General features: G+C 66.0%; 20 protein-coding genes and 1 riboswitch. Of the genes, 14 read left to right on the forward strand and 6 right to left on the reverse strand.

Annotation, left to right across the window (positions count from 1 at the left end):
- Window positions 1–915: ParB N-terminal domain-containing protein (locus tag ACFQNJ_RS19365; protein WP_465262230.1), on the reverse strand; the 915-nt coding region annotated here is incomplete at its 3' end.
- 319 nt (window positions 916–1,234) lie between these two features.
- Here ACFQNJ_RS19365 and ACFQNJ_RS15035 point away from each other — a divergent pair.
- Window positions 1,235–1,975, forward strand: coding sequence for a hypothetical protein (locus ACFQNJ_RS15035; protein ID WP_382259055.1), 741 nt, complete (start codon window positions 1,235–1,237; stop codon window positions 1,973–1,975).
- A 163-nt stretch (window positions 1,976–2,138) separates the two neighbouring features.
- Here ACFQNJ_RS15035 and ACFQNJ_RS19370 read toward each other — a convergent pair whose 3' ends face one another.
- Window positions 2,139–2,348 (reverse strand): PQQ-dependent sugar dehydrogenase, encoded by a 210-nt coding sequence (locus tag ACFQNJ_RS19370; RefSeq protein WP_465262229.1) that lies wholly within the window; start codon window positions 2,346–2,348, stop codon window positions 2,139–2,141.
- Window positions 2,349–2,498: 150 nt separating this feature from the next.
- Between ACFQNJ_RS19370 and ACFQNJ_RS15040 the strand changes: the two genes are divergently transcribed.
- Entirely contained in the window at window positions 2,499–4,037 is a 1,539-nt protein-coding gene (locus ACFQNJ_RS15040; protein WP_382259056.1) for a methyl-accepting chemotaxis protein, read from the forward strand.
- A gap of 30 nt (window positions 4,038–4,067) precedes the next feature.
- On the opposite strand, the gene ACFQNJ_RS15045 is transcribed toward ACFQNJ_RS15040, so the two are convergent.
- Window positions 4,068–5,177, reverse strand: a complete 1,110-nt coding sequence (locus ACFQNJ_RS15045; protein WP_382259058.1) for a PQQ-dependent sugar dehydrogenase — start codon at window positions 5,175–5,177, stop codon at window positions 4,068–4,070.
- Window positions 5,178–5,187: 10 nt separating this feature from the next.
- Between ACFQNJ_RS15045 and ACFQNJ_RS15050 the strand changes: the two genes are divergently transcribed.
- The 5 genes from ACFQNJ_RS15050 to ACFQNJ_RS15070 all read left to right on the forward strand — a co-directional run bounded on the left by ACFQNJ_RS15050 (window position 5,188) and on the right by ACFQNJ_RS15070 (window position 9,131).
- Entirely contained in the window at window positions 5,188–5,667 is a 480-nt protein-coding gene (locus ACFQNJ_RS15050; RefSeq protein ID WP_374639366.1) for a hypothetical protein, read from the forward strand.
- 11 nt (window positions 5,668–5,678) lie between these two features.
- Entirely contained in the window at window positions 5,679–5,897 is a 219-nt protein-coding gene (locus ACFQNJ_RS15055) for a hypothetical protein (RefSeq protein WP_374639367.1), read from the forward strand.
- A gap of 36 nt (window positions 5,898–5,933) precedes the next feature.
- Window positions 5,934–6,185, forward strand: coding sequence for a hypothetical protein (locus tag ACFQNJ_RS15060; RefSeq protein ID WP_374639368.1), 252 nt, complete (start codon window positions 5,934–5,936; stop codon window positions 6,183–6,185).
- A gap of 289 nt (window positions 6,186–6,474) precedes the next feature.
- Complete coding sequence (locus ACFQNJ_RS15065) at window positions 6,475–6,828, forward strand: hypothetical protein (protein WP_382259061.1); 354 nt, start codon at window positions 6,475–6,477, stop codon at window positions 6,826–6,828.
- A gap of 17 nt (window positions 6,829–6,845) precedes the next feature.
- Window positions 6,846–9,131, forward strand: a complete 2,286-nt coding sequence (locus ACFQNJ_RS15070) for a zeta toxin family protein (RefSeq protein ID WP_382259063.1) — start codon at window positions 6,846–6,848, stop codon at window positions 9,129–9,131.
- 27 nt (window positions 9,132–9,158) lie between these two features.
- Here ACFQNJ_RS15070 and ACFQNJ_RS15075 read toward each other — a convergent pair whose 3' ends face one another.
- Entirely contained in the window at window positions 9,159–10,727 is a 1,569-nt protein-coding gene (locus tag ACFQNJ_RS15075; protein WP_382259065.1) for a sigma-54 interaction domain-containing protein, read from the reverse strand.
- Between the two features lie 57 nt (window positions 10,728–10,784).
- A riboswitch (S-adenosyl-L-homocysteine riboswitch) is annotated at window positions 10,785–10,895 on the forward strand.
- Window positions 10,896–10,919: 24 nt separating this feature from the next.
- Between ACFQNJ_RS15075 and metH the strand changes: the two genes are divergently transcribed.
- On the forward strand, window positions 10,920–13,664 hold the full coding sequence (metH, locus tag ACFQNJ_RS15080) for a methionine synthase (RefSeq protein ID WP_382259067.1): 2,745 nt from the start codon (window positions 10,920–10,922) through the stop codon (window positions 13,662–13,664).
- Window positions 13,665–13,685: 21 nt separating this feature from the next.
- Here metH and ACFQNJ_RS15085 read toward each other — a convergent pair whose 3' ends face one another.
- Window positions 13,686–14,177: a hypothetical protein gene (locus ACFQNJ_RS15085; RefSeq protein WP_382259069.1), complete on the reverse strand. Its 492-nt coding sequence runs from the start codon at window positions 14,175–14,177 to the stop codon at window positions 13,686–13,688.
- A gap of 21 nt (window positions 14,178–14,198) precedes the next feature.
- Between ACFQNJ_RS15085 and ACFQNJ_RS15090 the strand changes: the two genes are divergently transcribed.
- From ACFQNJ_RS15090 to ACFQNJ_RS15105, 4 genes are all read left to right on the forward strand, one after another.
- Window positions 14,199–15,107 carry a zinc-ribbon domain-containing protein gene (locus ACFQNJ_RS15090; protein WP_382259071.1) on the forward strand — a complete coding sequence of 303 codons (909 nt, stop codon included), beginning with the start codon at window positions 14,199–14,201 and terminating at the stop codon, window positions 15,105–15,107.
- 74 nt (window positions 15,108–15,181) lie between these two features.
- The gene (locus ACFQNJ_RS15095; RefSeq protein ID WP_374639378.1) at window positions 15,182–15,787 is read left to right on the forward strand and encodes a LemA family protein; all 606 of its coding nucleotides are present in this window, start codon (window positions 15,182–15,184) and stop codon (window positions 15,785–15,787) included.
- Between the two features lie 15 nt (window positions 15,788–15,802).
- Window positions 15,803–16,726 (forward strand): TPM domain-containing protein, encoded by a 924-nt coding sequence (locus ACFQNJ_RS15100; protein WP_382259073.1) that lies wholly within the window; start codon window positions 15,803–15,805, stop codon window positions 16,724–16,726.
- 1 nt (window position 16,727) lies between these two features.
- The gene (locus tag ACFQNJ_RS15105) at window positions 16,728–17,279 is read left to right on the forward strand and encodes a TPM domain-containing protein (protein ID WP_382259075.1); all 552 of its coding nucleotides are present in this window, start codon (window positions 16,728–16,730) and stop codon (window positions 17,277–17,279) included.
- Window positions 17,280–17,289: 10 nt separating this feature from the next.
- On the opposite strand, the gene ACFQNJ_RS15110 is transcribed toward ACFQNJ_RS15105, so the two are convergent.
- Window positions 17,290–18,846, reverse strand: coding sequence for a YifB family Mg chelatase-like AAA ATPase (locus ACFQNJ_RS15110; RefSeq protein ID WP_382259077.1), 1,557 nt, complete (start codon window positions 18,844–18,846; stop codon window positions 17,290–17,292).
- A gap of 379 nt (window positions 18,847–19,225) precedes the next feature.
- Between ACFQNJ_RS15110 and ACFQNJ_RS15115 the strand changes: the two genes are divergently transcribed.
- Window positions 19,226–19,564: a P-II family nitrogen regulator gene (locus ACFQNJ_RS15115; protein ID WP_324345037.1), complete on the forward strand. Its 339-nt coding sequence runs from the start codon at window positions 19,226–19,228 to the stop codon at window positions 19,562–19,564.
- Between the two features lie 31 nt (window positions 19,565–19,595).
- Window positions 19,596–21,032, forward strand: coding sequence for an ammonium transporter (locus ACFQNJ_RS15120; protein WP_382259079.1), 1,437 nt, complete (start codon window positions 19,596–19,598; stop codon window positions 21,030–21,032).
- Window positions 21,033–21,034: the final 2 nt, after the last annotated feature.

A 21,034-nucleotide genomic window follows, 5' to 3' on the forward strand; every position in this document is an offset into this window, starting at 1 on the left:
AGCGGCCGGCTCGAACCAACTCGACCATCTGCTGGCGGAACTCCGCCGGGTAGGGCGGTCGTACTTTGGACATTGGTGACTCCTTGAACACAAAGCATGATGTGTCCACGGAACCGGGTCAACTCCACCCACTCGGCTCCGTACAGTCTTAATGTAGGACTGAGCCAGCGATGGAGTACGGACGTCGTCGACCTTGACGTCCGTGAGAAAGTCGGTCATCAGGATTTGCGCCATCTGCTTCACTTGCGCCGCACTGATCGCAGGCACCAACTCGTCAGTGGTTCTGTCGATGCGGAACCCCAGAAGTGCGAGGTTGTCGGCAGTGAAGAACCGATGCAACGAACTGATCGGGAAGTCGTCGCTGACGTAGATGTCCTGGTCTTCCGCCCAAAGCGCGTACTGAGCCGCGCGTTTGTAGTCTGGCGGATGGCCGTGGTTGATCAAGAAGACGTTTCGTAGGTAAGCAGACCAATCAACCTGCCCGACACCATCCTGGGCCCCAGAGTGTCTGGCAAGCACCTCCATCGAAACAGCCTTCGGATCAGCGGAAGACATCACGTCGACAGTTTCCGGAATGGTGTCGCGATGATCGTTCAGAAGTTGCTTCAAAAGCGGCTTGAGGCGCTCGTCAGGACAAGATTCGGGAAAATTCAGAAGCTTGAGCGCGGTCACGCGGCGATTGCCGTCCATAACCTTGTAGTGGCCGTCACCCGTAGGCATGACGATGATTGGCATCGTCGTCAGGCCTCGATTAGCGATGTCCTTCATCAGATTGACCATGTGGTCTTCCTTCCGAAGGATGCGCTCAATGCACGCACGTTGATCATGCGCGGCTCGGATCCGAGGGTTGCCCTCGTCAAGCAGCAGGTCGGTCAACGCGACGTCCTTGAGAAATTCAAAGTCCTTGCGGCTCATGTCTTCCTCATCAGTTATTGTCTCGCTATTGAGTGTAACGGTCGCCGCTTGGAATTCCAGACCTCAGTCACGGTGAGCGCCTCATAACCGAAGCAGTGTTGAACACGCGGAAGAAGTCTCGTGGCTGCTCAAGCAAGCCGCGAAGACCCGAGAAGTAGAGGTGATTCAAGCGAACTTGGGCGTTGGGAAAGTTGGCTTCGTCGGCATCCGAATTCCGACTTACTAGTTCCGTATTGATGAACTTCCGTCGTACCTCAAAACTGATGGCGGGAAGGGGTAGGCGGACTTGGACCACCGGCCGTTAATTGAGGCTGCTTTCATGACCTGCCTACAGGTCGGCTTGAACGGACCGTCAAGCGAGAACCTATGGGTGAGCGGCCACATCACGTACACGGAGGCTAAAGTGGAAACCATATGGATTGACAAGGTCATCGCGTTGCTTCACACAGTGACCCCTGACGACTTCAACAAGGTCGTTCTCGGCGCGGTCGCCTTGATTGCAATGGTCGTGAGCCCGATCGTTCAGTGGCAGATCGCCAAGCGGCAGGCGAACCTCCAAGAGCAAATTGCCAAGACTCAGGCGGAATTGCATGAGGAGATAGCTAAGCGCCAACTTGATACGCAGGGCGCTATCGCAAAGCGACAGGCAGCAGACAACATTTCATCAAAGCGTCAGGTTTGGATCGACGAACTGAGGAAGGATGCGGCAGAGTTTCTGACTGTCATAGCTAGGGTTGAAGAGTTACGGCGCCCGGGGACTACCCTATCACCTGATGACCAGCGAAAGAACTTCGACGAAATGGCTATTGCGAATGCACGGAGTCACGAGCTCGGCATCCGCATCAAGCTTCGCTTGAACGCAAGAGAGGACGAGCACAACGAATTAGTTCGGCTGATTGGAGTGCTGGTCGATGGGTGCGGTGAGCCACCAGCCAACGAGACTCTTGAGCAAAAACATGCAGCTCAAGTTCGATTTGCTACTGCTCGTGGTGATGTAGTGTCGCACCTACAGGTCATTCTCAAGCACGAGTGGGAGCGAGTGAAGCGGGGCGATGTTTAGAGTTTCAGCTATCTCATATCTACGACTAGCTATAACTTGAACGGCTGTTTCCTGCCTTCGCCGATACTCAGCTTCACGAAGTGACAGGCCGCTCCCGGCCAGTTGCCGTCGCCATCTTCTGTCATCGTTTTCCGTTTGGACTCGGTCGGTGGATCCTTGCTGCTCACTGGGAAGCAGGCACAGCCCGCAACACCTTACCCTGTGTGTTGTCCGTCAGCAGATACTCTGCCTCGTCAGGCCCCTTCCGCACGTCACGGATGCGTTCCCAGGTTCCTACAACAGCGCGTCTTGCGGGCCGGGTGCGCCGCCGCTGCCCACAGGCACCCGGCGCTTGTTGCGGTACCGACCCAACCCATTCCCCTGGGGACCCGATCTGCCCACTTCACCCGACAAGTACGCCGCGAAACGTCCGCTGTTTTGACTTTAGCGGACAAGGTTAGTGACCGATATCACAAAGACGTTGACCCATCCATGCCCGCCGGGCATGTTGACGACTTGGTCTGTCCATGCAGAGAAGCCCGCCATGAAACTCGCCCTCAAACTGCCTTTGGCGTTCGCCGCCTCCCTCTTGCTGGTGGTGGCCGCCGCCCTGTTCGGCATCTTCAGCCTGAACCAGGCCATCAAGACCTTTGAGGTCGAGGTTCACGCCAGCCACGAGAACGCGGCGGCGGCCGGCCGGCTGCTGAGCCAGTTCAAGACGCAGGTGCAGGAATGGAAAAACACCCTGCTGCGCGGCAAAGACCCGGCTCAACTCGAGCGCTACTGGACCGCGTTTAACAACATCGAGCGTGAGATTGCGCAGGCCTCGACCCAGCTGGCGCAGGCGCTGCCGGCCGGGGAGTCACAGGATCTGGTCAAGCAGTTCGCTGCGGCCCATGCCACCATGGGACAGAACTACCGCAAGGCTTTTGAAACCTTCAAGGCGGCCGACTTCGACCACGCGGTGGGCGACAAGGCGGTCAGCGGCATGGACCGCGAGCCTGCGCGCCTGCTGGACGCCGCGGTCAAGCATATTGCCGATGACAGTGCCGCTCTGGCACAGCAGGCTGAAGCCAGCGCCACGCGCGCCGCCACCATCAGCCTGGTGCTGATGGGGCTGGTCTGTGTGGTGGGTATCGCCGGGGGTGTGCTGTTCAGCCGCAGCATCGTCCGGCCGATTGAGCGGGCGGTTCACGTGGCCAGCCAGGTGGCGGGTGGTGATCTGACAGCGCGTGTGGATGCGCAGGGGTCGGATGAGGTGGCGCAGTTGCTGCAGGCCATGCAGGCCATGCAGGACAAACTGTCGGCGGTGGTGCACGTGGTGCGCCAGAACTCAGAGAGTGTGGCCACCGCCAGCGCGCAGATAGCCCAGGGCAACCACGACCTGAGCGCACGCACCGAGCAGCAGGCATCCTCGCTGGAGGAAACCGCCGCCTCTATGGAGCAGCTGAGCGCGACCGTGCGGCAGAACGCCGAGAACGCCCGCACCGCCAACCAGCTGGCCCAAGGCGCCAGCGGCGTCGCGCTCAAAGGCGGTGAGGTGGTGGGTCAGGTGGTTCAGACGATGAAGGGCATCAACGACAGCAGCAAGAAGATCGAGGACATCATCGCGGTGATCGATGGCATTTCGTTCCAGACCAACATCCTGGCGCTCAATGCCGCGGTGGAGGCAGCACGGGCCGGCGAGCAGGGCCGGGGCTTCGCCGTGGTGGCCGGCGAGGTGCGCAACCTGGCGCAGCGCAGCGCGGAAGCTGCCAAAGAGATCAAGCGCCTGATCGGCGACAGCGTGGAGCGCGTCGAGCAGGGGACCGTACAGGTCGATGAAGCGGGTCAGCGCATGGCCGAGATCGTCGAATCCATCCGCCGCGTCACCGACATCATGGGTGAGATCAGCGCGGCCTCAACAGAACAGAGCGATGGCGTGGCTCAGGTCAGTCATGCGGTCACGCAGATGGATCACGCCACCCAGCAGAACGCGGCCCTGGTGGAAGAGAGTGCTGCTGCTGCCTCCAGCCTGCGGACACAGGCCCAGCAACTGGTTGACGCGGTGGCCATTTTCAAGCTGTCGGGCTCGAAGGCCTGAGGCGCGTAGCGCTTTCTTTGGCGGTGTCGCTCAGGGCGAGGCCGGCACCACCCGAAGCACCCGCCCCTGTTCGTTGTCGGTCAGCAGGTACACCGCCCCGTCCGGCCCCATCCGCACATCGCGGATGCGTTCGCCCAGTTCCTTGAACAGCACGTCCTGCGGGCCGGGGGTGCCGTCACTGCCCATCGGCACGCGGCGCACGCTGCGTTCGGCCAAGGCGGCCACCAGCAGGCTGCCGCGCCAGGCGGGGAACAGTGGGCCGTCATACCACGCCATACCCGCCGGGGCGATGGAGGGGGTCCACTCGGTCAGCGGTGGGGTGATGCCGGGCAGGCTGCGGTAGGGGGTGATGCGGGCAAAGGTGTAGTCCACGCCGCCGGTGGTGATGGGCCAGCCGTAGTTGGCGCCGGGGGTCAGGCGGTTGAGTTCGTCGCCGCCGCGTGAGCCGTGTTCGTGGGCGTAGATGACGCCGTTCACCACCACCACACCCTGCGGGTTGCGGTGGCCTGTGCTGAAGATCTCGGGCAGGGCGCCGTCGCGCTTGATAAAGGGGTTGTCGGCCGGCACTGTGCCGTCGGGGCGGATGCGCATGAACTTGCCCAGGTGGGTGTGCAGGCGCTGCGCGTCGGTGCGCTCCAGGTTGCCGTCGCCCATGCCAAAGATCAGGGTGCCGTCGGGCAGCCAAGCCATGCGGCCGCCAAAGTGCTGGGTGTCGCTCTTGGCCGGTTGTGAGGTGAAGATGGGCCGCAGGTCTTTCAGCTCGTTGCCGTCCAGCCGGGCACTGACCACGCGCAGGTGGTTGGCCTCGGGCGTGCCGTGCGCGAACGACAGGAACAGCCGGCGGTTGTTGGCAAAGTCCGGGTCCAGCAGCACGTCGAACAGGCCGGCCTGTCCGCGAGCCAGCACCGGCGGCACGCCGGCTACGGGCTCGGGGCGCAGCTGCAAGCGGCCGTCGGGCCCGGGCTCGACCACACGCAGGCGGCCGGGCCTCTCGGTCACCAGCATGCGCCCGTCGGGCAGAAAGGCCAGCGACCAGGGGTGCTCCAGTCCGCCGGTCACGGTCTCCACGCGGTAGGCCACTGTCTGGGCCGATGGGGTCATGCTCAGCACAGCCAGGAACAAGGCAAGCAGGTATTTCATAATGGTCAGCATGAGATCCGGTGCCCGCCATGATGCCCCATCAGTTCGCTGGACGCGACGTCTGGGGGTGCTGTTGTGTGCGTGGGTGCTGGCAGCGGCCTGGGGTTCGGTGGTGCAGACGCAGTGGAACCTGCGGGCGCTGGTGGACGTGGGCGTGGAGATTCCCGCCAGCGACTGGCTGCGGGTGACCGCCCAGGACCTGATCGGCTTTGCGCCGGTGTATGGCGTCATCCTGGCCGTGGGCTGGCTGTTTGCCTTGCCGGTGGCCAGCGCCTTGGCCCGCTGGTGGCCGGCCGGGCGCAGTGCGCTGCTGGCGGCGGCGGCCGGGGTGGGCATGGTGGCCGCCGTGCGCACGGTGGACGCGGTGGCGCCCATGCCGGTGTTCATTGACGCCACGCGGCACCTGCCCGGCCTGCTGGCCATGGCCGCTGGCGCGGTCCTTGCTGGGCTGCTGTACGCCCGCCTGACCGCCCGTTTGACTTCACGCTGACCGGAGCTCACATGAAAACCATCGACGAAATGCTCCACCTGGAACTGCTGACCGCTGACCAGCACCACCAGATCAGCGCCTGGATCGCCCAGGCCGACACCCCGGACGAGATCCTGAAGATGCCCTCGGCCCTGTGGCAGGCCGTGGAACGCGCCAGCGCGGTGATGGGCATTGACGAAGACCTGCTGCGCCCACCCGCGATGGATGCGGGGGATCTGGTCTGCGGGTGAATTTGCTGTTAGATTGCTCGGATGCGAGACCACCCGATGAAGCCGCTGACGGAAGAATCCATGATCGTCCTGGAGGCCGGCATTCCCAAGCTGGCCCAGGGCGCTTTCCAGCGTGCGCAGTACGAAGCGTTGACCACCAGTGGCAAGGTGCTGCGGGCGGTCAATGGCCAGCTGGTGGAGACCTTTGCCGATGGCACCGAGACAGTGGTTCGTGATCTCCACCGTCCGGTGAAGGTTACCAAGGGTGCCAAACTCAAGCTCAAACCGCGCGCCACCGCCGCCGGATGAGCGCTGTCCAGCCGCGGCTGCGCATGTTTGCCGGCCCCAACGGGTCCGAGAAGAACTGAAAACAGACCTGGTGCCGTATTAGGTCAAGACCTCGCTGCTCGACAAGCCGGTGGATGACGACGCCGGCATCGAAAACGCCTGATGCCGAACTTGCCTTGCGCAGGCATTTGCCCAACAGCCGGGTCCACAGGGCTGGGGTTGGGTATGTTGAGTTCGATATACGCTGAATGTATTAATATCGTCCGGCGTGCGGATCGTGCGTTCAACAAAGAAATTCAGGGAAGCCAACATGACTAATACCCACTTCACCGAGCATCCGCCGGTGCCGCAAGTACTGCAGGAAGCGCTCAAGGACTATCCGGAGCTGATCGCGCAGCTTCAGGATGCCATTGCAGACCTTGGAATTCGCCCTGGCATGAGCAGGGAGCAGCGAACCGATCAGTTCGAAATGGCGATTGGCAGTCTCGAAGGCGGCCTGAATCACTTCGTCGGCCTTGCCGCCGCCGAAGTCCGAGCGGCCGAAGCTACAGGTGATGCAGCATTGATTGCCAAAGCGAGGGGGAAGGAGATGCTGATGAGCGACTGTCGGCACGATATCGGGGTAGATGAACTGATGGCGTTTTTTCGCTGGGGCCAGGACTGAGCTAGGTGGGTTCACTCATGTCTCGCACCTACGACCAGATTGACCCCGCGCAGCATCGGCAGATACTGAACGATCGCATACTCAATGACCGAAAGCTGTTCAACAACGCAACACCGGTAGATCGACCACGAATCATCATCACGGCGGGTCAACCCGGTGCCGGAAAAGGCGGTCTGGTGCGAATCGCTCAGGTTGAGCTAGGTGGCAACGTCGTCACCGTAGACCCTGACCAGTTGCGAGACAAGCACCCTCAAGCTGAGCAACTGCGCCAGCAACACCCCTACACCTGGTCCGGCCGCACCCACGGCGACGCCAGCCAGTGGGCCACGGAGCTGCGCGAGGCGGCGATGGCCCAGCGCAAGAACATCATCCTGGACACCACCATGCCGCGTGCCGACCTGATCAAGGAGCTGCAGGCGCAAGGTTACGACGTGGAAATACGGGCCATCGCCACACACCGCCTGGAAAGCGAGCTGGGTGTGGACAACCGATTCAGTCGAGATCTCGACAGGTTTGGCCAAGGTCGCCATGTTCCAGAAGAAGTGCGCAAGTCGGTCTACAACAAGCTCCCTGGGGCCCTTGACGACGTGGCCAAGCAGACCGGCGTGCCGATCCAGATCTACGACCGCGAGGGCAGGCTGCACTTTGACTCGCGCACAACGCCCAACGCCTCGCCCGGCCGCGCATTGGAAGCGGCCCGCTTTGGCCGCCTGACCCAGGACCGGCTGAATGATCTGCATCAGTCCACCGGCGCGCAACGCCAATGGCACCGTGATCTGCCTGGGCGGCTCCCCAATGAAAGGATCGGACCGGACACCGCCCGTCACCTGCTGGACGAGCGCCAGACCGGCCGGGTAGAAGAGGGCGTGCAACGCCTGCACAACGAAGTGGGCGGCTACCGTGCCGTGCGCCCCACCATCAAAGCCGCCGGCGTGCTCGGCACGGCCTACGGTGCGTACGATGCCAAGGGCCAGGTCGACGCGGCCATCGATACCGCGCGTTCCACCCGCGAGCAGTGGGTGCGCGGCGCGGAAGAATCGGCCAACCAGGCCACCAGGACGGTGGTCACCGGCGCGGCCGCCACCGTCGGGGCCGTTCCCGGTGCGGCGGCGGGCGCCCTGACCAGCCCGGTCACCGGGCCGGCGGGGCCGGTGCTGGGCGGTCTGGCCACCGGAGGTGCTGCGGCATACGGTGCGGAGAAGCTGTACGAAGAGTCCCGCTTGCAGCAGTTCAGCAGGCACCTGGGCCGCCAGGCGGGTGATCTGGGCTACGACTATCTATCCAGAGAAGGCCGCCTGCTGCGCCAGGTCAATGGCCTCAGGCAAGACCTGGGCGAAGCCCAGGACCCGGCCGAGCGTGCGCGCCTGCAGGGCCGGCTCGATCAGGCCAGCGCTGCCTTCCATCAGGAGGCCGAGCGCAACAACCGCTACTTCGAGGGGCGAGAGAAAGTCGATCAGGTGTGGGAGAAGATGCACGCGCGCATTCCCAAGGTCGACAAGGACGATGTGCAGGCGGCGCTGGCCCGTCACATCGATGCCGGCAAGCGCCCGGGCGATGCCGTGCGAGGTGCCTTCAGCGATGCGGTTCATGCCCGATACCCGCGTGCCCTGGACCACGAACCGCTGGAGAACTACCGCGCGTTGAGCAACACCCAACTGACAGACCGCTACCGCCAGTACCAGGGGGAAGTCGCGCAGGATGAGCGAACGGTCCAGGCGCTGAAGGCCAACACGCCGTCGTACAACGATCTGGATCAGGGCTGGCCCAAGGCCTTGGCCGAGCGGCGTCAGGCCGAGCGCCTGGAAAGCGCCCTGAATGAACAGTGGCGCGACCGGGGTCACCTCAAGGCCATCGGCGAAGCCATGCGCGAACGCGGCATGTCGCCACCGGTGACGCTCTCGCCGGCGCAGCAGCGCTACCACCAGCAGGCCCAGGAACAGATCGCGCCGGGGCTGCGCCGGATGGGTGTAGGTAATGAGCAGATCGATCGAGTGACCGCGGCTGCTGTCAGCCACGCTCAGTCCAGAGCGCAGGGCGCACCGGTGCAGGCCTTCCACCTGAGCAAGGATGGAGAGCGCGTGGCCATGATCGGGCCCGCCGGATCGCTCAGCGAGTTCCGCGTGAGCGAGGCCCTGTCGCAAGCGGCCGACCAGCATCTGGAGCAGGCCAGGGTGCACGCCGATGCGCACGCGAACGTGCAGGCGAAGGCGCACGCGAATGAACCGTCCCGCCGGTCAGACCCCTCGCAGAGCCAGGCTCCCGCAGCCCCTCCGGTGCATGAGTCGCCGGTGATGGTGCGATGAGGCCACCGCAGGCCACCAGCGGATGCTTCAGGGCAAGCCCGCCTTGCGCAGCCGGTAGCTGAACTGCCGCAGCGTCAGACCCAGGCTTTGTGCCGCGCGCGACTGGTTACCGCCGTGCAGGGCCAGGGCCTGGGACAGTTGGCGGGCATCATGTGATTGGGCGCTCAGGTAGTCGCGCACCAGGGGAGCGCCCGGGGCCACGGCCCGTGGGGTGGCAGGCTCGGTGTCGGGGGCGCCAGGGGCGTCGGGCAGGAAGCGCCCCAGGTCGCTGGCGTGCACCACGGCCTGATCGGCCAGCAGCACCAGGCGTTCGATGACGTTGCCCAGTTCGCGGATGTTGCCGGGCCAGTCCAGCCGCTGCAGCCGCTGCAGCGCGTCGGCGGCCAGGTGCACGTTGCGTTGGTGGGCCTGGTTGGCGCGGTTCACGAAATGCAGCGCCAGGTCGCGGATGTCTTCGCGACGCTCGCGCAGGCTGGGCAGCCGGATCGGCACGACGTTCAGCCGGTAGTACAGGTCCTGCCGGAATCGCCCGGCGGCCGCTTCCTGCGCCAGGTCGCGGTTGGTGGCCGCCACCAGCCGCACGTCGATGCGGATCTCGCGCTGGCCGCCCAGGCGCACCAGGGTGCCTTCCTGCAGGGTGCGCAGCAGCTTGGCCTGCATGGCCAGGGGCAGTTCACCGATCTCGTCCAGAAAGATGGTGCCGCCGTGTGCCTGCTCGAACCAGCCGGGGCGCGCCTGGGTGGCGCCGGTGAAGGCGCCGCGCTCGTGGCCGAACAGCTCGGACTCGAACAGCGTGTCCGGAATGGCCGAGCAGTTGACCTTGATGAAGGGTTGGTCGCGCCGCCCGCTGGCCAGGTGCACCGCGCGGGCGAACAGCTCTTTGCCGGTGCCCGACTCGCCCAGCAGCAGCACCGTGGCCTGCGATTGCGAGACGCGCTCGAGCTCGCCCAGGGCCTGCAGCAGGGCGGGTGAGCGGCCGATCAGTCCGTAGCGGGCGCTGGCGCTGTCCAGGGCGCGGGTCAGCGCCGCGTTGCGGGCCTGCAGCTGCGCAGTCTGGGCATGTACCAGCCGTTCGAGCTGCAGCAGCTGGCCGGTCAGCGTGGCCAGGGTGCGCAGCACGGCCAGATCATCGGTCAGACGCCGGCGCCGGCTGCGGATGCGGTGGCAGGCCAGCACCCCGGCCACGCGGCCGTCCACCTCGATCGGCAGGGCCAGGAAGGCCACGGTGTCCTCGGGCAACTGTTCGCGCCGAACGCTGCGGAACAGGAACAGCGGGTCGGCGTCGATGTCCTGCACGATGATGGCCTGGCCGCTGGCCAGTACCCGGCCGGTGATGCCTTCACCCGGCGCGTAGCGGCCGCGCCGGCGCTCTGCCGCCGTCAGGCCATAGGCCAGGTGGATGCGGGCCTGCTGGGGGTCTTCATCGTCCCGCAGCACGATGCGGCCGCGGTTGAGGCCCAGCAGCTCGCTCATCAGGTGCAGCATCTCGCGCAGCACGGGCTCTGGCGAGAGGCTGCGCCCCACGAGCTTCATCACCTCGTGCAGCAGCAGCAGTTCCTGGGCGTGCCAGTCGACGGGGAGATTGGCGGATGTCATGGTGGGGAGACAAGCAAGCTTCGCACCAGAGGAGGGCAGCAGACGGTAAAATCGCATCCTCTCAAGGAGCGTTGCAGCGCTGGCCGTCCCGCCAGCGTCAGGCTTGAGACCACGGGCGACCCTACATCGCCCTGCCGGCCCCGCCGGCTCCAACGGCGCTCACCAGTTTCTGAACCCTTCCTGGTGAGCCCCATGTCTGCCGTTGCCTCGTCCCCGTCCGCCCCCGCCGCGTCCGTCCCGCCCATGCTGCTGTCTGGCCTGGAGCCGCTGTTCATCGGTCGCGACAGCCTGTTCGTCAACGTGGGTGAGCGCACCAACGTCACGGGGTCCAAAGCCTTCGCCCGCATGATCCTGGAAGGACGCTACGAAGACGCCCTGGCCGTGGCCCGCCAGCAGGTGGAAAACGGTGCGCAGATCATCGACATCAACATGGACGAGGCCATGCTCGACAGCAAGGCCGCCATGGTGCGCTTCCTGAACCTGATCGCCGGCGAGCCCGACATCGCGCGTGTGCCGATCATGATCGATTCGTCCAAGTGGAGCGTGATCGAGGCCGGCTTGCAGTGCATCCAGGGCAAGGGGGTGGTCAACTCCATCTCCATGAAGGAAGGCGTGGAGGAGTTCAAGCGCCAGGCCAAACTGATCAAGCGCTATGGCGCTGCCACGGTGGTGATGGCCTTCGATGAACAGGGCCAGGCCGACACCTACGCGCGCAAGATCGAGATCTGCGAGCGCGCCTACCGCATCCTGGTCGACGAGGTGGGTTTTCCGCCCGAAGACATCATCTTCGACCCCAACATCTTCGCCATCGCCACCGGCATTGCCGAGCACGACAACTACGCGGTGGACTTCATCGAGGCCACGCGCTGGATCAAGCAGCACCTGCCGGGCGCCAAGGTTTCAGGCGGTGTGTCCAACGTGTCCTTCAGCTTCCGCGGCAACGACCCGGTGCGTGAGGCCATCCACACCGTGTTCCTGTACCACGCCATCCAGGCCGGCATGGACATGGGCATTGTCAACGCCGGCATGGTGGGCGTCTACGACGAACTGGACCCCGAGCTGCGTGAGCGGGTGGAAGATGTGGTGCTCAACCGGCGCCCGGACGCTGGCGAGCGGCTGGTGGAAATCGCCGAGAGTGCCAAGGGCGCGGCCAAGGACGACTCCAAGAAGAACGAATGGCGCGCGCTGCCGATCCGTGAGCGCCTGACGCACGCGCTGGTGCGCGGCATCAACGAGCACATCAGCGAAGACACCGAGGAAATGTGGCAGCTCATCAAGGCCGAAGGCGGACGTCCGCTGGCCGTGATCGAAGGCCCGTTGATGGACGGTATGAACGTGGTGGGTGACCTGTTCGGCGCCGGCAAGATGTTCCTGCCCCAGGTCGTGAAAAGCGCTCGCGTAATGAAGCAGGCCGTGGCCCACCTGCTGCCCTACATCGAGGAAGAGAAACGTCAGCTTGAAGCGGCCGGCGCCGATGTGCGCAGCAAGGGCAAGATCGTGATCGCCACCGTCAAGGGCGACGTGCACGACATCGGCAAGAACATCGTCACCGTGGTCTTGCAGTGCAACAACTTCGAGGTGGTGAACATGGGCGTGATGGTGCCCTGGCAGGACATCCTGGCCAAGGCCAAGGAAGAGGGTGCCGACATCGTCGGCCTTTCCGGCCTGATCACGCCCAGCCTGGAAGAGATGCAGGTGGTGGCGGCCGAGATGCAGAAGGACCCGCACTTCCGCGAGAAGCAGATTCCGCTGCTGATTGGCGGGGCCACCACCAGCCGCGTGCACACGGCGGTGAAGATCGCGCCGCACTACGAAGGCCCGGTGGTCTATGTGCCCGACGCCTCGCGCAGCGTGAGCGTGGCCCAGGGCCTGATCGGCGACGGCCGCGCGCAGTACCTGGCCGAGCTCAACGCCGACTATGAAAAGGTGCGCCAGCAGCACGCGAACAAGAAGCAAGTGCCGCTGTGGCCGCTGGACCAGGCGCGCGCCAACGCCACGCCGGTGGACTTTGCCACTTACACACCGACACCGCCCAAGTTCATTGGCCGTCGCGTGTTCAAGAATTTCGATCTGGCCGAGGCCGCGAAGTACATCGACTGGGGCCCGTTCTTCCAGACCTGGGACCTGGCCGGCCCGTACCCCGCCATCCTGGATGACGAGGTGGTGGGCGAACAGGCGCGCAAGGTGTTCGCCGACGCGCAGGCCATGCTCAAGAAGATCATCGAAGGCCGCTGGTTGACCGCCAACGCGGTGATCGGCCTGTACCCGGCCAACCGCGTCAACCATGACGACATTGCGCTCTACGCTGATGAGTCGCGCCAGCAGCCGCTGCTGACCTGGCACGGGCTGCGCCAGCAGGCGGAGAAGCAGGAGATCGATGGCGTGATGCGCCCCAGCCGCTGCCTGGCCGACTTCGTTGCGCCCGCGGGCACGCCGGATTACGTGGGGGTGTTCGCCGTCACCGCCGGCATCGGCGCCGAGAAGAAGGAAGCGCAGTTCCTGGCCGCGCACGACGACTACAACGCCATCCTGTTCAAGTCACTGGCCGACCGGTTGGCTGAGGCCATGGCCGAGTGCATGCACGAACGCGTGCGCAAGGACCTGTGGGGCTATGCCGCCGACGAGCAACTCACCAACGACCAGCTCATCAAGGAACAGTACCGCGGCATCCGACCGGCACCGGGCTATCCGGCCTGCCCGGACCACTCGGTCAAGCGACCCATGTTTGCGCTGCTGCAGGCCGACGAAATCGGCATGGGCCTGACCGAGAGCCTGGCCATGACGCCGGCCGCCAGCGTCAGCGGCTTCTATCTGGCGCACCCGGACAGCACCTACTTCAACGTCGGCAAGATCGGTGAAGACCAGGTGGCCGACCTGGCCGCGCGCAGCGGCGTGGATGCCAACGAACTCAGGCGCTGGCTGGGGCCCAACCTCTGACGGCCAGCCCGCAGGCCGCGCTCAGATGCGGTTGCCTTCGGGGCAACCCACGCGTTCGACCGTGGTGGAGCCCATCACGGTCACCCCTTTCTGATCGGCGTTGTTGCCCATCACCGTGGCGGTGCCCGAGAGCGAGGCCAGCTGGGCGCCACAGGCCAGGCGGATGGTCATGCCGCCCATCACACTGACGGTGCTGCGCAGGCAATACCAGCCGTTGGGGTTGAGCAGCTCGATCACGCTGCCGCCCATCACGTTGACCCCGGGGTTCACCACCACCAGAGCGGGGCTGGTGGTTTTCTCCGTGTCGGCGCTGGACGATCCGATGCCAAACACCTTGACCGACGTACCCAGCACCCGGTAGGACGGCCGGTCACCGAAAGGATGCGTGACCCAGGCTTTGAGGCAGGCGGCCACAGCCTGATCGGTTTCATTGGCCATCACCGGGCTGGCGCCGGCCGCCAGCATGCCGCTGAGCAGCCAGGTCAGCAGGGTACGGGGGCGGCACAGTGTCATGGGGTCTCCTGAGGTGGGCGCATGGCCGATGGCTGCATTGTGCCTTCGGTGCCACCGGGCGCTGCCTCCCTGCCGCCGGTCCTGTGGACCGTGCGACCGACCTTGTGCTCTGGTACAACCTCAGGACTGCGGGTGTGGTTCCTGGGTGGAGGCAAGCGTTTCATGGGTGTGGTGTGTCGGTCTTGCGGAACAGAGAATCGCGAGAAAGCGCGCTTCTGCATGGGTTGTGCCGCGCCACTGACCCCGGTTCCCGCGCCAGCCAGTCCGCGCCGCTCGCGCTCGGGGCGATCGCGCCGCGAGGGTTCGCGAAACGACAGCACCGCCCGCTCCTCGGCTGGTCGATGGATCGGCATCGGCGTGGTGGGGGCCGTGGCCCTGGTGTCGGCCATCGTGTGGACGCTGCGGCCTTCGGTGCCATCCCCTGCCACTGCCCTGAGTCCTTCTCTGGCTGGCGACGCATCTGCCGCACCGACCGGCGCTCTACCCGCCGGTCATCCGAGCCTGCAGGAGGCGACCGCCGCCGCCGAGGCCCGTCTGCAGGCCTCGCTGGAGCGCCTGGCGCGCGAAGACCGCGAACGCGAAGAGCTTCACCGGCAGGAACGCGAGGCGGCCGCCAAGCGACTGCAGGCCGAGCAGGCCCGTCGGGCTGAGTCGCGGGTGAAAGACGTGCCGCCGCCGGTGGCCGAGGCGCCCGCCGTCGCACCACCGCCGCCTGCACCTGAGCCGGCTCCCGCCCCGACGCCCAGTCCGGCGCGCCCCGCACCGGTGGCCACCGTGGAGCAGCGCTGCGCCGACAGCAGCAACTTCTTCAGCCGCTCTGTCTGCCAGTCGCGGGTTTGCGCGGATCCCGCCCTGGCGCAGGACCCGGTCTGCCGTCGTCTGCGCGAGATCGAGCAGTCCAGCCGTCGCGACCCCAACCTCCTGAACTGATCCTCGATCAGGTCACGTGTGCGGTAAGCTGCGAGGCCAGAGGGCTATCCATTCCCACCCCAGGAGGACACACCATGACCCGCACATTCCTGCGCCCGTTCACCTGGCTGGCCACGCTGTGGCTGGCCCTGCTGCTCAGCGGCTGCGGTTACAACGATTTCCAGCGCCTGGACGAGCAGACCAAATCGTCCTGGGCCGAGGTGCTCAACCAGTACCAGCGCCGTGCCGACCTGATTCCCAATATCGTGGCCACCGTCAAGGGTGAAGCCAATTTCGAGCAGGAGACCCTGACCAAGGTCATCGAAGCGCGCGCCAAGGCCACCGGCATCCAGGTGACCCCCGAGATGGTGTCCGACCCGGCGGCCATGCAGAAATTCCAGGCCGCCCAGGGTGAACTGGGCAGCGCCCTCAGCCGCCTGATGGTGGTCGTCGAGCAGTACCCCAACCTCAAGGCGAACCAGGCCTTTGCCGACCTGCGGGTGCAACTGGAGGGCACCGAGAACCGCATCACCGTGGCGCGCAACCGCTACATCGCGGCGGTGCAGGAGTACAACGTGCTGGCCCGCAGCTTCCCCACCAACCTGACCGCCATGGTCTTCGGCTACCAGCCCAAGGCTGGCTTCACCGTGGCCGATGAAGCCGCCGTGAGCGCCCCGCCCAAGGTCGACTTCGCCAAGTAAGCGATCATGGGGCTGATGGGGCGCGCGCCGGCGGTGCTGCGCCTGTGGCGCTGGGCACTGCTGTGGCTCATGACCGCGCTGGCCGTGCCGGTCCTGGCGCAGGGCGTGCAGCCGGTGCCGGCGCTCACCGCTCGCGTCATGGACCAGACCGGCACCCTGGCGGCGGGCGATGTGGCCGCGCTGGAGGCGCAACTGCAGGCCTTCGAGCAGCGGCGCGGCACGCAGATCGTGGTGCTGTTGGTGCGCAGCACCGCCCCCGAAGACATTGCCGACTACACCCAGCGCCTGGGCGATGCCTGGAAGATCGGCCGCCGCGACGTGGGCGATGGTCTGCTGTTCGTGGTGGCCCTGGACGACCGGCGCCTGCGCATCGCGCCTGCCAAGACCCTGGAAGGCGCCATCCCCGACGTGATGGCCAAGCGCATCATCGATCAGGTGGTGACGCCGGCCTTTCGACGGGGTGATATCGCAGGGGGCATTCGCGGCGGTCTGGAGCACCTGCAGGCACGCATCGAAGGCGAGGCGCTTCCTCTGCCCGAGGTCGGATCCGGTCGCCCCAGCCCTGGCGGCGGCATCGACTGGTTCGAGATCGGCCTGCTGTTCCTGTTTGCGGTGCCGCTGATCTCGGCTGTGCTGCGCGGCATTCTGGGTAACCGGCTGGGCGCGCTGGCGGCCGGTGGTGTCTCTGGTTTCCTGGTCTGGACCCTCAGTGGTCTTCTCTGGCTGGCCATCATGGCGGGCCTGGTCGGGCTGTTCATGTCCCTGTTCGTCCAGCAGTTGCCGCTGCAGTCTGGTGGTCGCCGTGGGGGCGGCCATTGGGGCGGTGGTTCCTCGGGCAGCTGGGGTGGGGGCGGAGGAGGCTGGTCGTCCGGTGGCGGGGGATTTTCCTCGGGGGGCGGCGGCGACTTTGGTGGCGGCGGTGCGTCAGGAGACTGGTGAGATGGGCAATTTCCGCGAACCCCTGTGGCGCCGCTGGGCACGCTGGTGGCGGCACCGCTGGCAGGCCGACGGGGCGGCGCAGCGCGCCGTGCCCCCGGACATGGCCGATCGCCTGCGGCAGCGCGTGGCCGCCAGCGAGCGGCGCCACAGTGGCGAAATCTGCCTGTGTGTCGAAGGCTCCCTGCCCGAGCGCTACCTTTGGCGCATCGGGCGCGATGCCTCGCTGCCCGAGGTGGTGCGCACCCGTGCGCTGGCCTGGTTCGGCAAGCTGCGTGTCTGGGACACCGATCACAACAACGGCGTCCTCATCTACCTGCTGCTGGCCGAACGGCGCATCGACATCGTCGCTGACCGGGGGATTGCCCGCCTGGTGCCTCCCGAACACTGGCAGGCCGTGGTCGACCGCCTGGCTCTCCGGCTGCGTCAGGGCGATGTCGAGGGTGGACTGACCGAGGCGCTGGAAGAGGTCTCGGCCCTGCTGGTGCAGCACTACCCGCTGGCCGAAGGCCAGGCCAACCCCAACGAATTGACCGACCAGGTGCGGGTGGTCTGAGTCCGGCAGCTCAGTTGCCGGAGCGCAGCACCCGCCGGTATTGCACCGCCTCGGCCACGTGGGCCACGCCCACCTGGTCGGCCTGCGCCAGATCGGCAATCGTTCGTGCCACCCGCATGGCGCGGTGGGTGCTGCGTGCGCTCCAGCCCAGACGGGCCGCGGCGGTGTTCAGGAACTTCAGTGCCGTGTCATCGGCACGCACATGCTCGTCCAGCGCCTGCCCGGCCAGCGCCTGGTTGGTGCCGCCCTGGCGTCTGCAGGCGCGCTCGCGGGCCTGCATCACGCGTTCGCGCACCTGTGCCGTGGTTTCGCCCGGCACCGCGCGCAACAGGTCGTCGGGCGGCAGTGCCGGTACCTCCACATGCAGGTCGATGCGGTCGAGCAGGGGACCGCTGAGCTTGCCCTGGTAGCGGGCGATCTGATCGGGGGTGTCGCGGCAGGCACGGGTCGGATGGCCGAGGTAGCCGCAGGGACAGGGGTTCATGGCGGCGATCAGCTGGAAGCGGGCCGGAAACTCGCTCTGCATCGCGGCGCGGGAGATGCGGATGTGGCCGGTCTCCAGGGGTTCGCGCAAAGCCTCCAGGGCGCTGCGGGCGAACTCCGGAAACTCGTCCAGGAACAGGACGCCGTGGTGCGCCAGCGAGATCTCGCCCGGTCGCGGTGGAGAGCCGCCGCCCACCAGGGCCACCGCACTGGCACTGTGGTGCGGCGCCGCCGTCGGGCGCACCCCCCAGCGATCGAGCCGGAATCGGCCCGCCAATGAGGCCACTGCCGCCGCCTCCAGCGCCTCGTCGGTGGACAGCGGGGGCAGCAAGCCGGCAAAGCGCTGGGCCAGCATGGATTTGCCGGAGCCAGGCGGTCCCATCATCAGCAGGCTGTGACCACCGGCCGCGGCAATCTCCAGCGCGCGCCGGGCGGCCGCCTGGCCTTTCACGTCGGCCAGATCGGGGTAGGGTTCGGACGTACCCAGTGCCGAGGAGGCCAGCCGCAGCCAGCCCCCATCGTCGATGGGCTCGGGCAGTGGCTCACCCGCCCGCTCGGGCAGAAATCGCTGCACCACGTCCAGCAGGTGCCTGGCCCGGTAGACCTGCGCCATGGGCACGAGGGCGGCTTCCTCGGCGCTGTCCGGTGGCAGCACCAGCCGCGCGGGGGCCTGATCGCCGGCGGACCCGCTGTGCAAGGCCAGGCTCATGGCTAGGGCCCCGCGCACCGGGCGCAGCTCGCCGCCCAGCGACAGTTCGCCGGCGAATTCCCACCCCTTGAGCTTGGCGGCATCCACCTGGCCGCTGGCCGCCAGGATGCCCAAGGCAATCGGCAAGTCGAAGCGGCCCGAATCCTTGGGCAGGTCGGCGGGAGCCAGGTTGACAGTGATGCGCTTGTTGCTGGGGAACTCCAGTCCGGCGTTGGCGATGGCCGAGCGGACCCGTTCGCGCGCCTCCTTGACCTCGGTGTCGACCAGACCGACCAGCGTGAAGCTGGGCAGGCCGTTGGCCAGGTGCACTTCCACCTGCACCGGGCGCGCCTGAAGACCCTGCAGTGCACGGCTGTGCACCAAGGACAGACTCATGGTGTATTCCTTCCCTGTTTCGGTGCATTTGTCGGCCATGGCTGGCTGGACGACCTTGTTGCACCTGTTTTGTGCATGCCGGGGCTTCTGAACGGCCGCCGGGCTGGGGATCATGGCACGCGGTCCACCGCGCACGCACCCTCAGGCGAGGGAAAAGCGGCATTTCCACGACAGTGCCGGTGCTGGAGAGCATCCGAGGTGGAGGTGGCCTGGCACGTTCCCTGCTAGACCCTTGGGGCGAACGTTTCGAAACATTGGAGTGCCCATGAACACCGTCGCATCCAAGGTGGCCGTCGTCCTCAGGGGCGCTGCCATGAATCTCAGCCCCGCGGCCGGCCTCACCGCCTGAACCGCAACCATCGACAAGAGGGAACAGCACATGAAAATGGTCTCCGCCATCATCAAGCCGTTCAAGCTGGACGAAGTGCGCGAAGCACTCTCCGGCATGGGCGTTCAAGGCATCACCGTCACCGAGGTCAAGGGCTTCGGTCGCCAGAAGGGCCATACCGAGCTCTATCGCGGCGCCGAATACGTCGTCGACTTCCTGCCCAAGGTCAAGATCGAGGCGGCCGTGGCCGACGAGCTCGTCGACCGGGTCATCGAAGCCATCGAAGGCGCTGCCCGCACCGGCAAGATCGGCGACGGCAAGATCTTCGTCTCTCCCCTGGAACAGGTCGTCCGCATCCGCACCGGTGAAACCGGCAAGGAAGCCCTCTGATCACGACCCCGTCACAAGAAAGATCACGGACATGAAAAAGCTCATTGCTTCACTGCTCCTGGGACTGGGACTGGCCTTTGGTGGCCTGAACGCGGTTGCCCAGACCACCACCGAGGCGCCGGCCGCTGCTGCTGCGCCTGCGGACGCCTCGGCCGCTCCCGCCGCCGTGGCGGCACCCGCTGCTGAACCTGCCGCTGCGCCCGCCGAGGCCGCTGCTGCCGAAGCCCCTGTCAAGGAAACCGTCGACAAGGGTGATGTGACCTGGATGATGATTTCCACCATCCTGGTGATCCTGATGGTCATCCCCGGTCTGGCCCTGTTCTACGGTGGCCTGGTGCGCAGCAAGAACATGCTGTCGGTGCTGATGCAGGTCATGGTCGTCTTCTCGCTGATCTCCGTGCTGTGGGCCGTCTATGGCTACAGCGTGGCGTTCGGCGGCGAGGGCCTGATCATCGGCGGCCTGGACAAGGTGTTCCTGGCGGGCGTGACGCCGGAGTCGCTGGCAGCGACCTTCACCCCCGGCGTGATGATTCCCGAGTACATCTTCATCGCCTTCCAGGCCACGTTTGCCGGCATCACCTGCGCGCTGATCGTGGGCTCGTTCGCCGAGCGCATCAAGTTCAGCGCCGTGCTGCTCTTCTGCGCCCTGTGGTTCACCTTCAGCTACCTGCCGATCGCCCACATGGTCTGGGGCGCTGGCGGCTACCTGTTCGACAAGGGCGCGCTGGACTTCGCCGGCGGCACCGTGGTGCACATCAATGCGGCCATGGCCGGTCTGGTGGGTGCCTATGTGGTGGGCAAGCGCATTGGCTACGGCAAGGAAGCCATGGCCCCGCACAGCCTGACCCTGACTATGGTGGGGGCTTCCCTGCTGTGGGTGGGCTGGTTCGGTTTCAACGCCGGCTCCAACCTGGAAGCCAACGGCGGCACGACCCTGGCGTTCATCAACACCCTGGTGGCCACCGCGGCCGCTGTGCTGGCCTGGTGCATTGGCGAGTCCCTGTCCAAGGGCAAGGCCTCGATGCTGGGTGCGGCCTCCGGTGCTGTCGCCGGTCTGGTGGCCATCACCCCGGCCTGCGGTACCGTCGGCCCCATGGGCGCCATCGTCATCGGTCTGGTCTCCGGCTTCCTGTGCCTGTGGGGCGTCACCGGTCTCAAGAAGATGCTCGGTGCCGACGACTCGCTGGACGTGTTCGGCGTGCACGGCGTCGGTGGCATCGTCGGTGCCCTGCTGACCGGTGTGTTCTCGGCCGCTTCCCTGGGTGGCGTCAAGGCCGACGGCTACTCCATCGGCAGCCAGCTGCTGGTGCAGGCCGAAGGTGTGGTCATCACCATGGTCTGGTCGGCGGTGGTGGCGTTCATCGTCTACAAGATTGTCGACATGGTGCTGGGTCTGCGCGTGAGTGAAGAAGCCGAGCGCGAAGGTCTGGACATCAGCTCGCACGGCGAGACGGCCTACAACCGTTGATG

Source organism: Hydrogenophaga bisanensis (assembly GCF_042665135.1).
Lineage (GTDB): Bacteria > Pseudomonadota > Gammaproteobacteria > Burkholderiales > Burkholderiaceae_C > Hydrogenophaga > Hydrogenophaga bisanensis.

Coding starts and splice junctions, on each gene's coding strand:
- ACFQNJ_RS15035 (WP_382259055.1), top strand. CDS start 1,235: ATGACCTGCCTACAGGTCGGCTTGAACGGACCGTCAAGCGAGAACCTA.
- ACFQNJ_RS15040 (WP_382259056.1), top strand. CDS start 2,499: ATGAAACTCGCCCTCAAACTGCCTTTGGCGTTCGCCGCCTCCCTCTTG.
- ACFQNJ_RS15045 (WP_382259058.1), bottom strand. CDS start 5,177: ATGAAATACCTGCTTGCCTTGTTCCTGGCTGTGCTGAGCATGACCCCA.
- ACFQNJ_RS15050 (WP_374639366.1), top strand. CDS start 5,188: ATGAGATCCGGTGCCCGCCATGATGCCCCATCAGTTCGCTGGACGCGA.
- ACFQNJ_RS15055 (WP_374639367.1), top strand. CDS start 5,679: ATGAAAACCATCGACGAAATGCTCCACCTGGAACTGCTGACCGCTGAC.
- ACFQNJ_RS15060 (WP_374639368.1), top strand. CDS start 5,934: ATGAAGCCGCTGACGGAAGAATCCATGATCGTCCTGGAGGCCGGCATT.
- ACFQNJ_RS15065 (WP_382259061.1), top strand. CDS start 6,475: ATGACTAATACCCACTTCACCGAGCATCCGCCGGTGCCGCAAGTACTG.
- ACFQNJ_RS15070 (WP_382259063.1), top strand. CDS start 6,846: ATGTCTCGCACCTACGACCAGATTGACCCCGCGCAGCATCGGCAGATA.
- ACFQNJ_RS15075 (WP_382259065.1), bottom strand. CDS start 10,727: ATGACATCCGCCAATCTCCCCGTCGACTGGCACGCCCAGGAACTGCTG.
- metH (WP_382259067.1), top strand. CDS start 10,920: ATGTCTGCCGTTGCCTCGTCCCCGTCCGCCCCCGCCGCGTCCGTCCCG.
- ACFQNJ_RS15085 (WP_382259069.1), bottom strand. CDS start 14,177: ATGACACTGTGCCGCCCCCGTACCCTGCTGACCTGGCTGCTCAGCGGC.
- ACFQNJ_RS15090 (WP_382259071.1), top strand. CDS start 14,199: ATGGCCGATGGCTGCATTGTGCCTTCGGTGCCACCGGGCGCTGCCTCC.
- ACFQNJ_RS15095 (WP_374639378.1), top strand. CDS start 15,182: ATGACCCGCACATTCCTGCGCCCGTTCACCTGGCTGGCCACGCTGTGG.
- ACFQNJ_RS15100 (WP_382259073.1), top strand. CDS start 15,803: ATGGGGCGCGCGCCGGCGGTGCTGCGCCTGTGGCGCTGGGCACTGCTG.
- ACFQNJ_RS15105 (WP_382259075.1), top strand. CDS start 16,728: ATGGGCAATTTCCGCGAACCCCTGTGGCGCCGCTGGGCACGCTGGTGG.
- ACFQNJ_RS15110 (WP_382259077.1), bottom strand. CDS start 18,846: ATGAGTCTGTCCTTGGTGCACAGCCGTGCACTGCAGGGTCTTCAGGCG.
- ACFQNJ_RS15115 (WP_324345037.1), top strand. CDS start 19,226: ATGAAAATGGTCTCCGCCATCATCAAGCCGTTCAAGCTGGACGAAGTG.
- ACFQNJ_RS15120 (WP_382259079.1), top strand. CDS start 19,596: ATGAAAAAGCTCATTGCTTCACTGCTCCTGGGACTGGGACTGGCCTTT.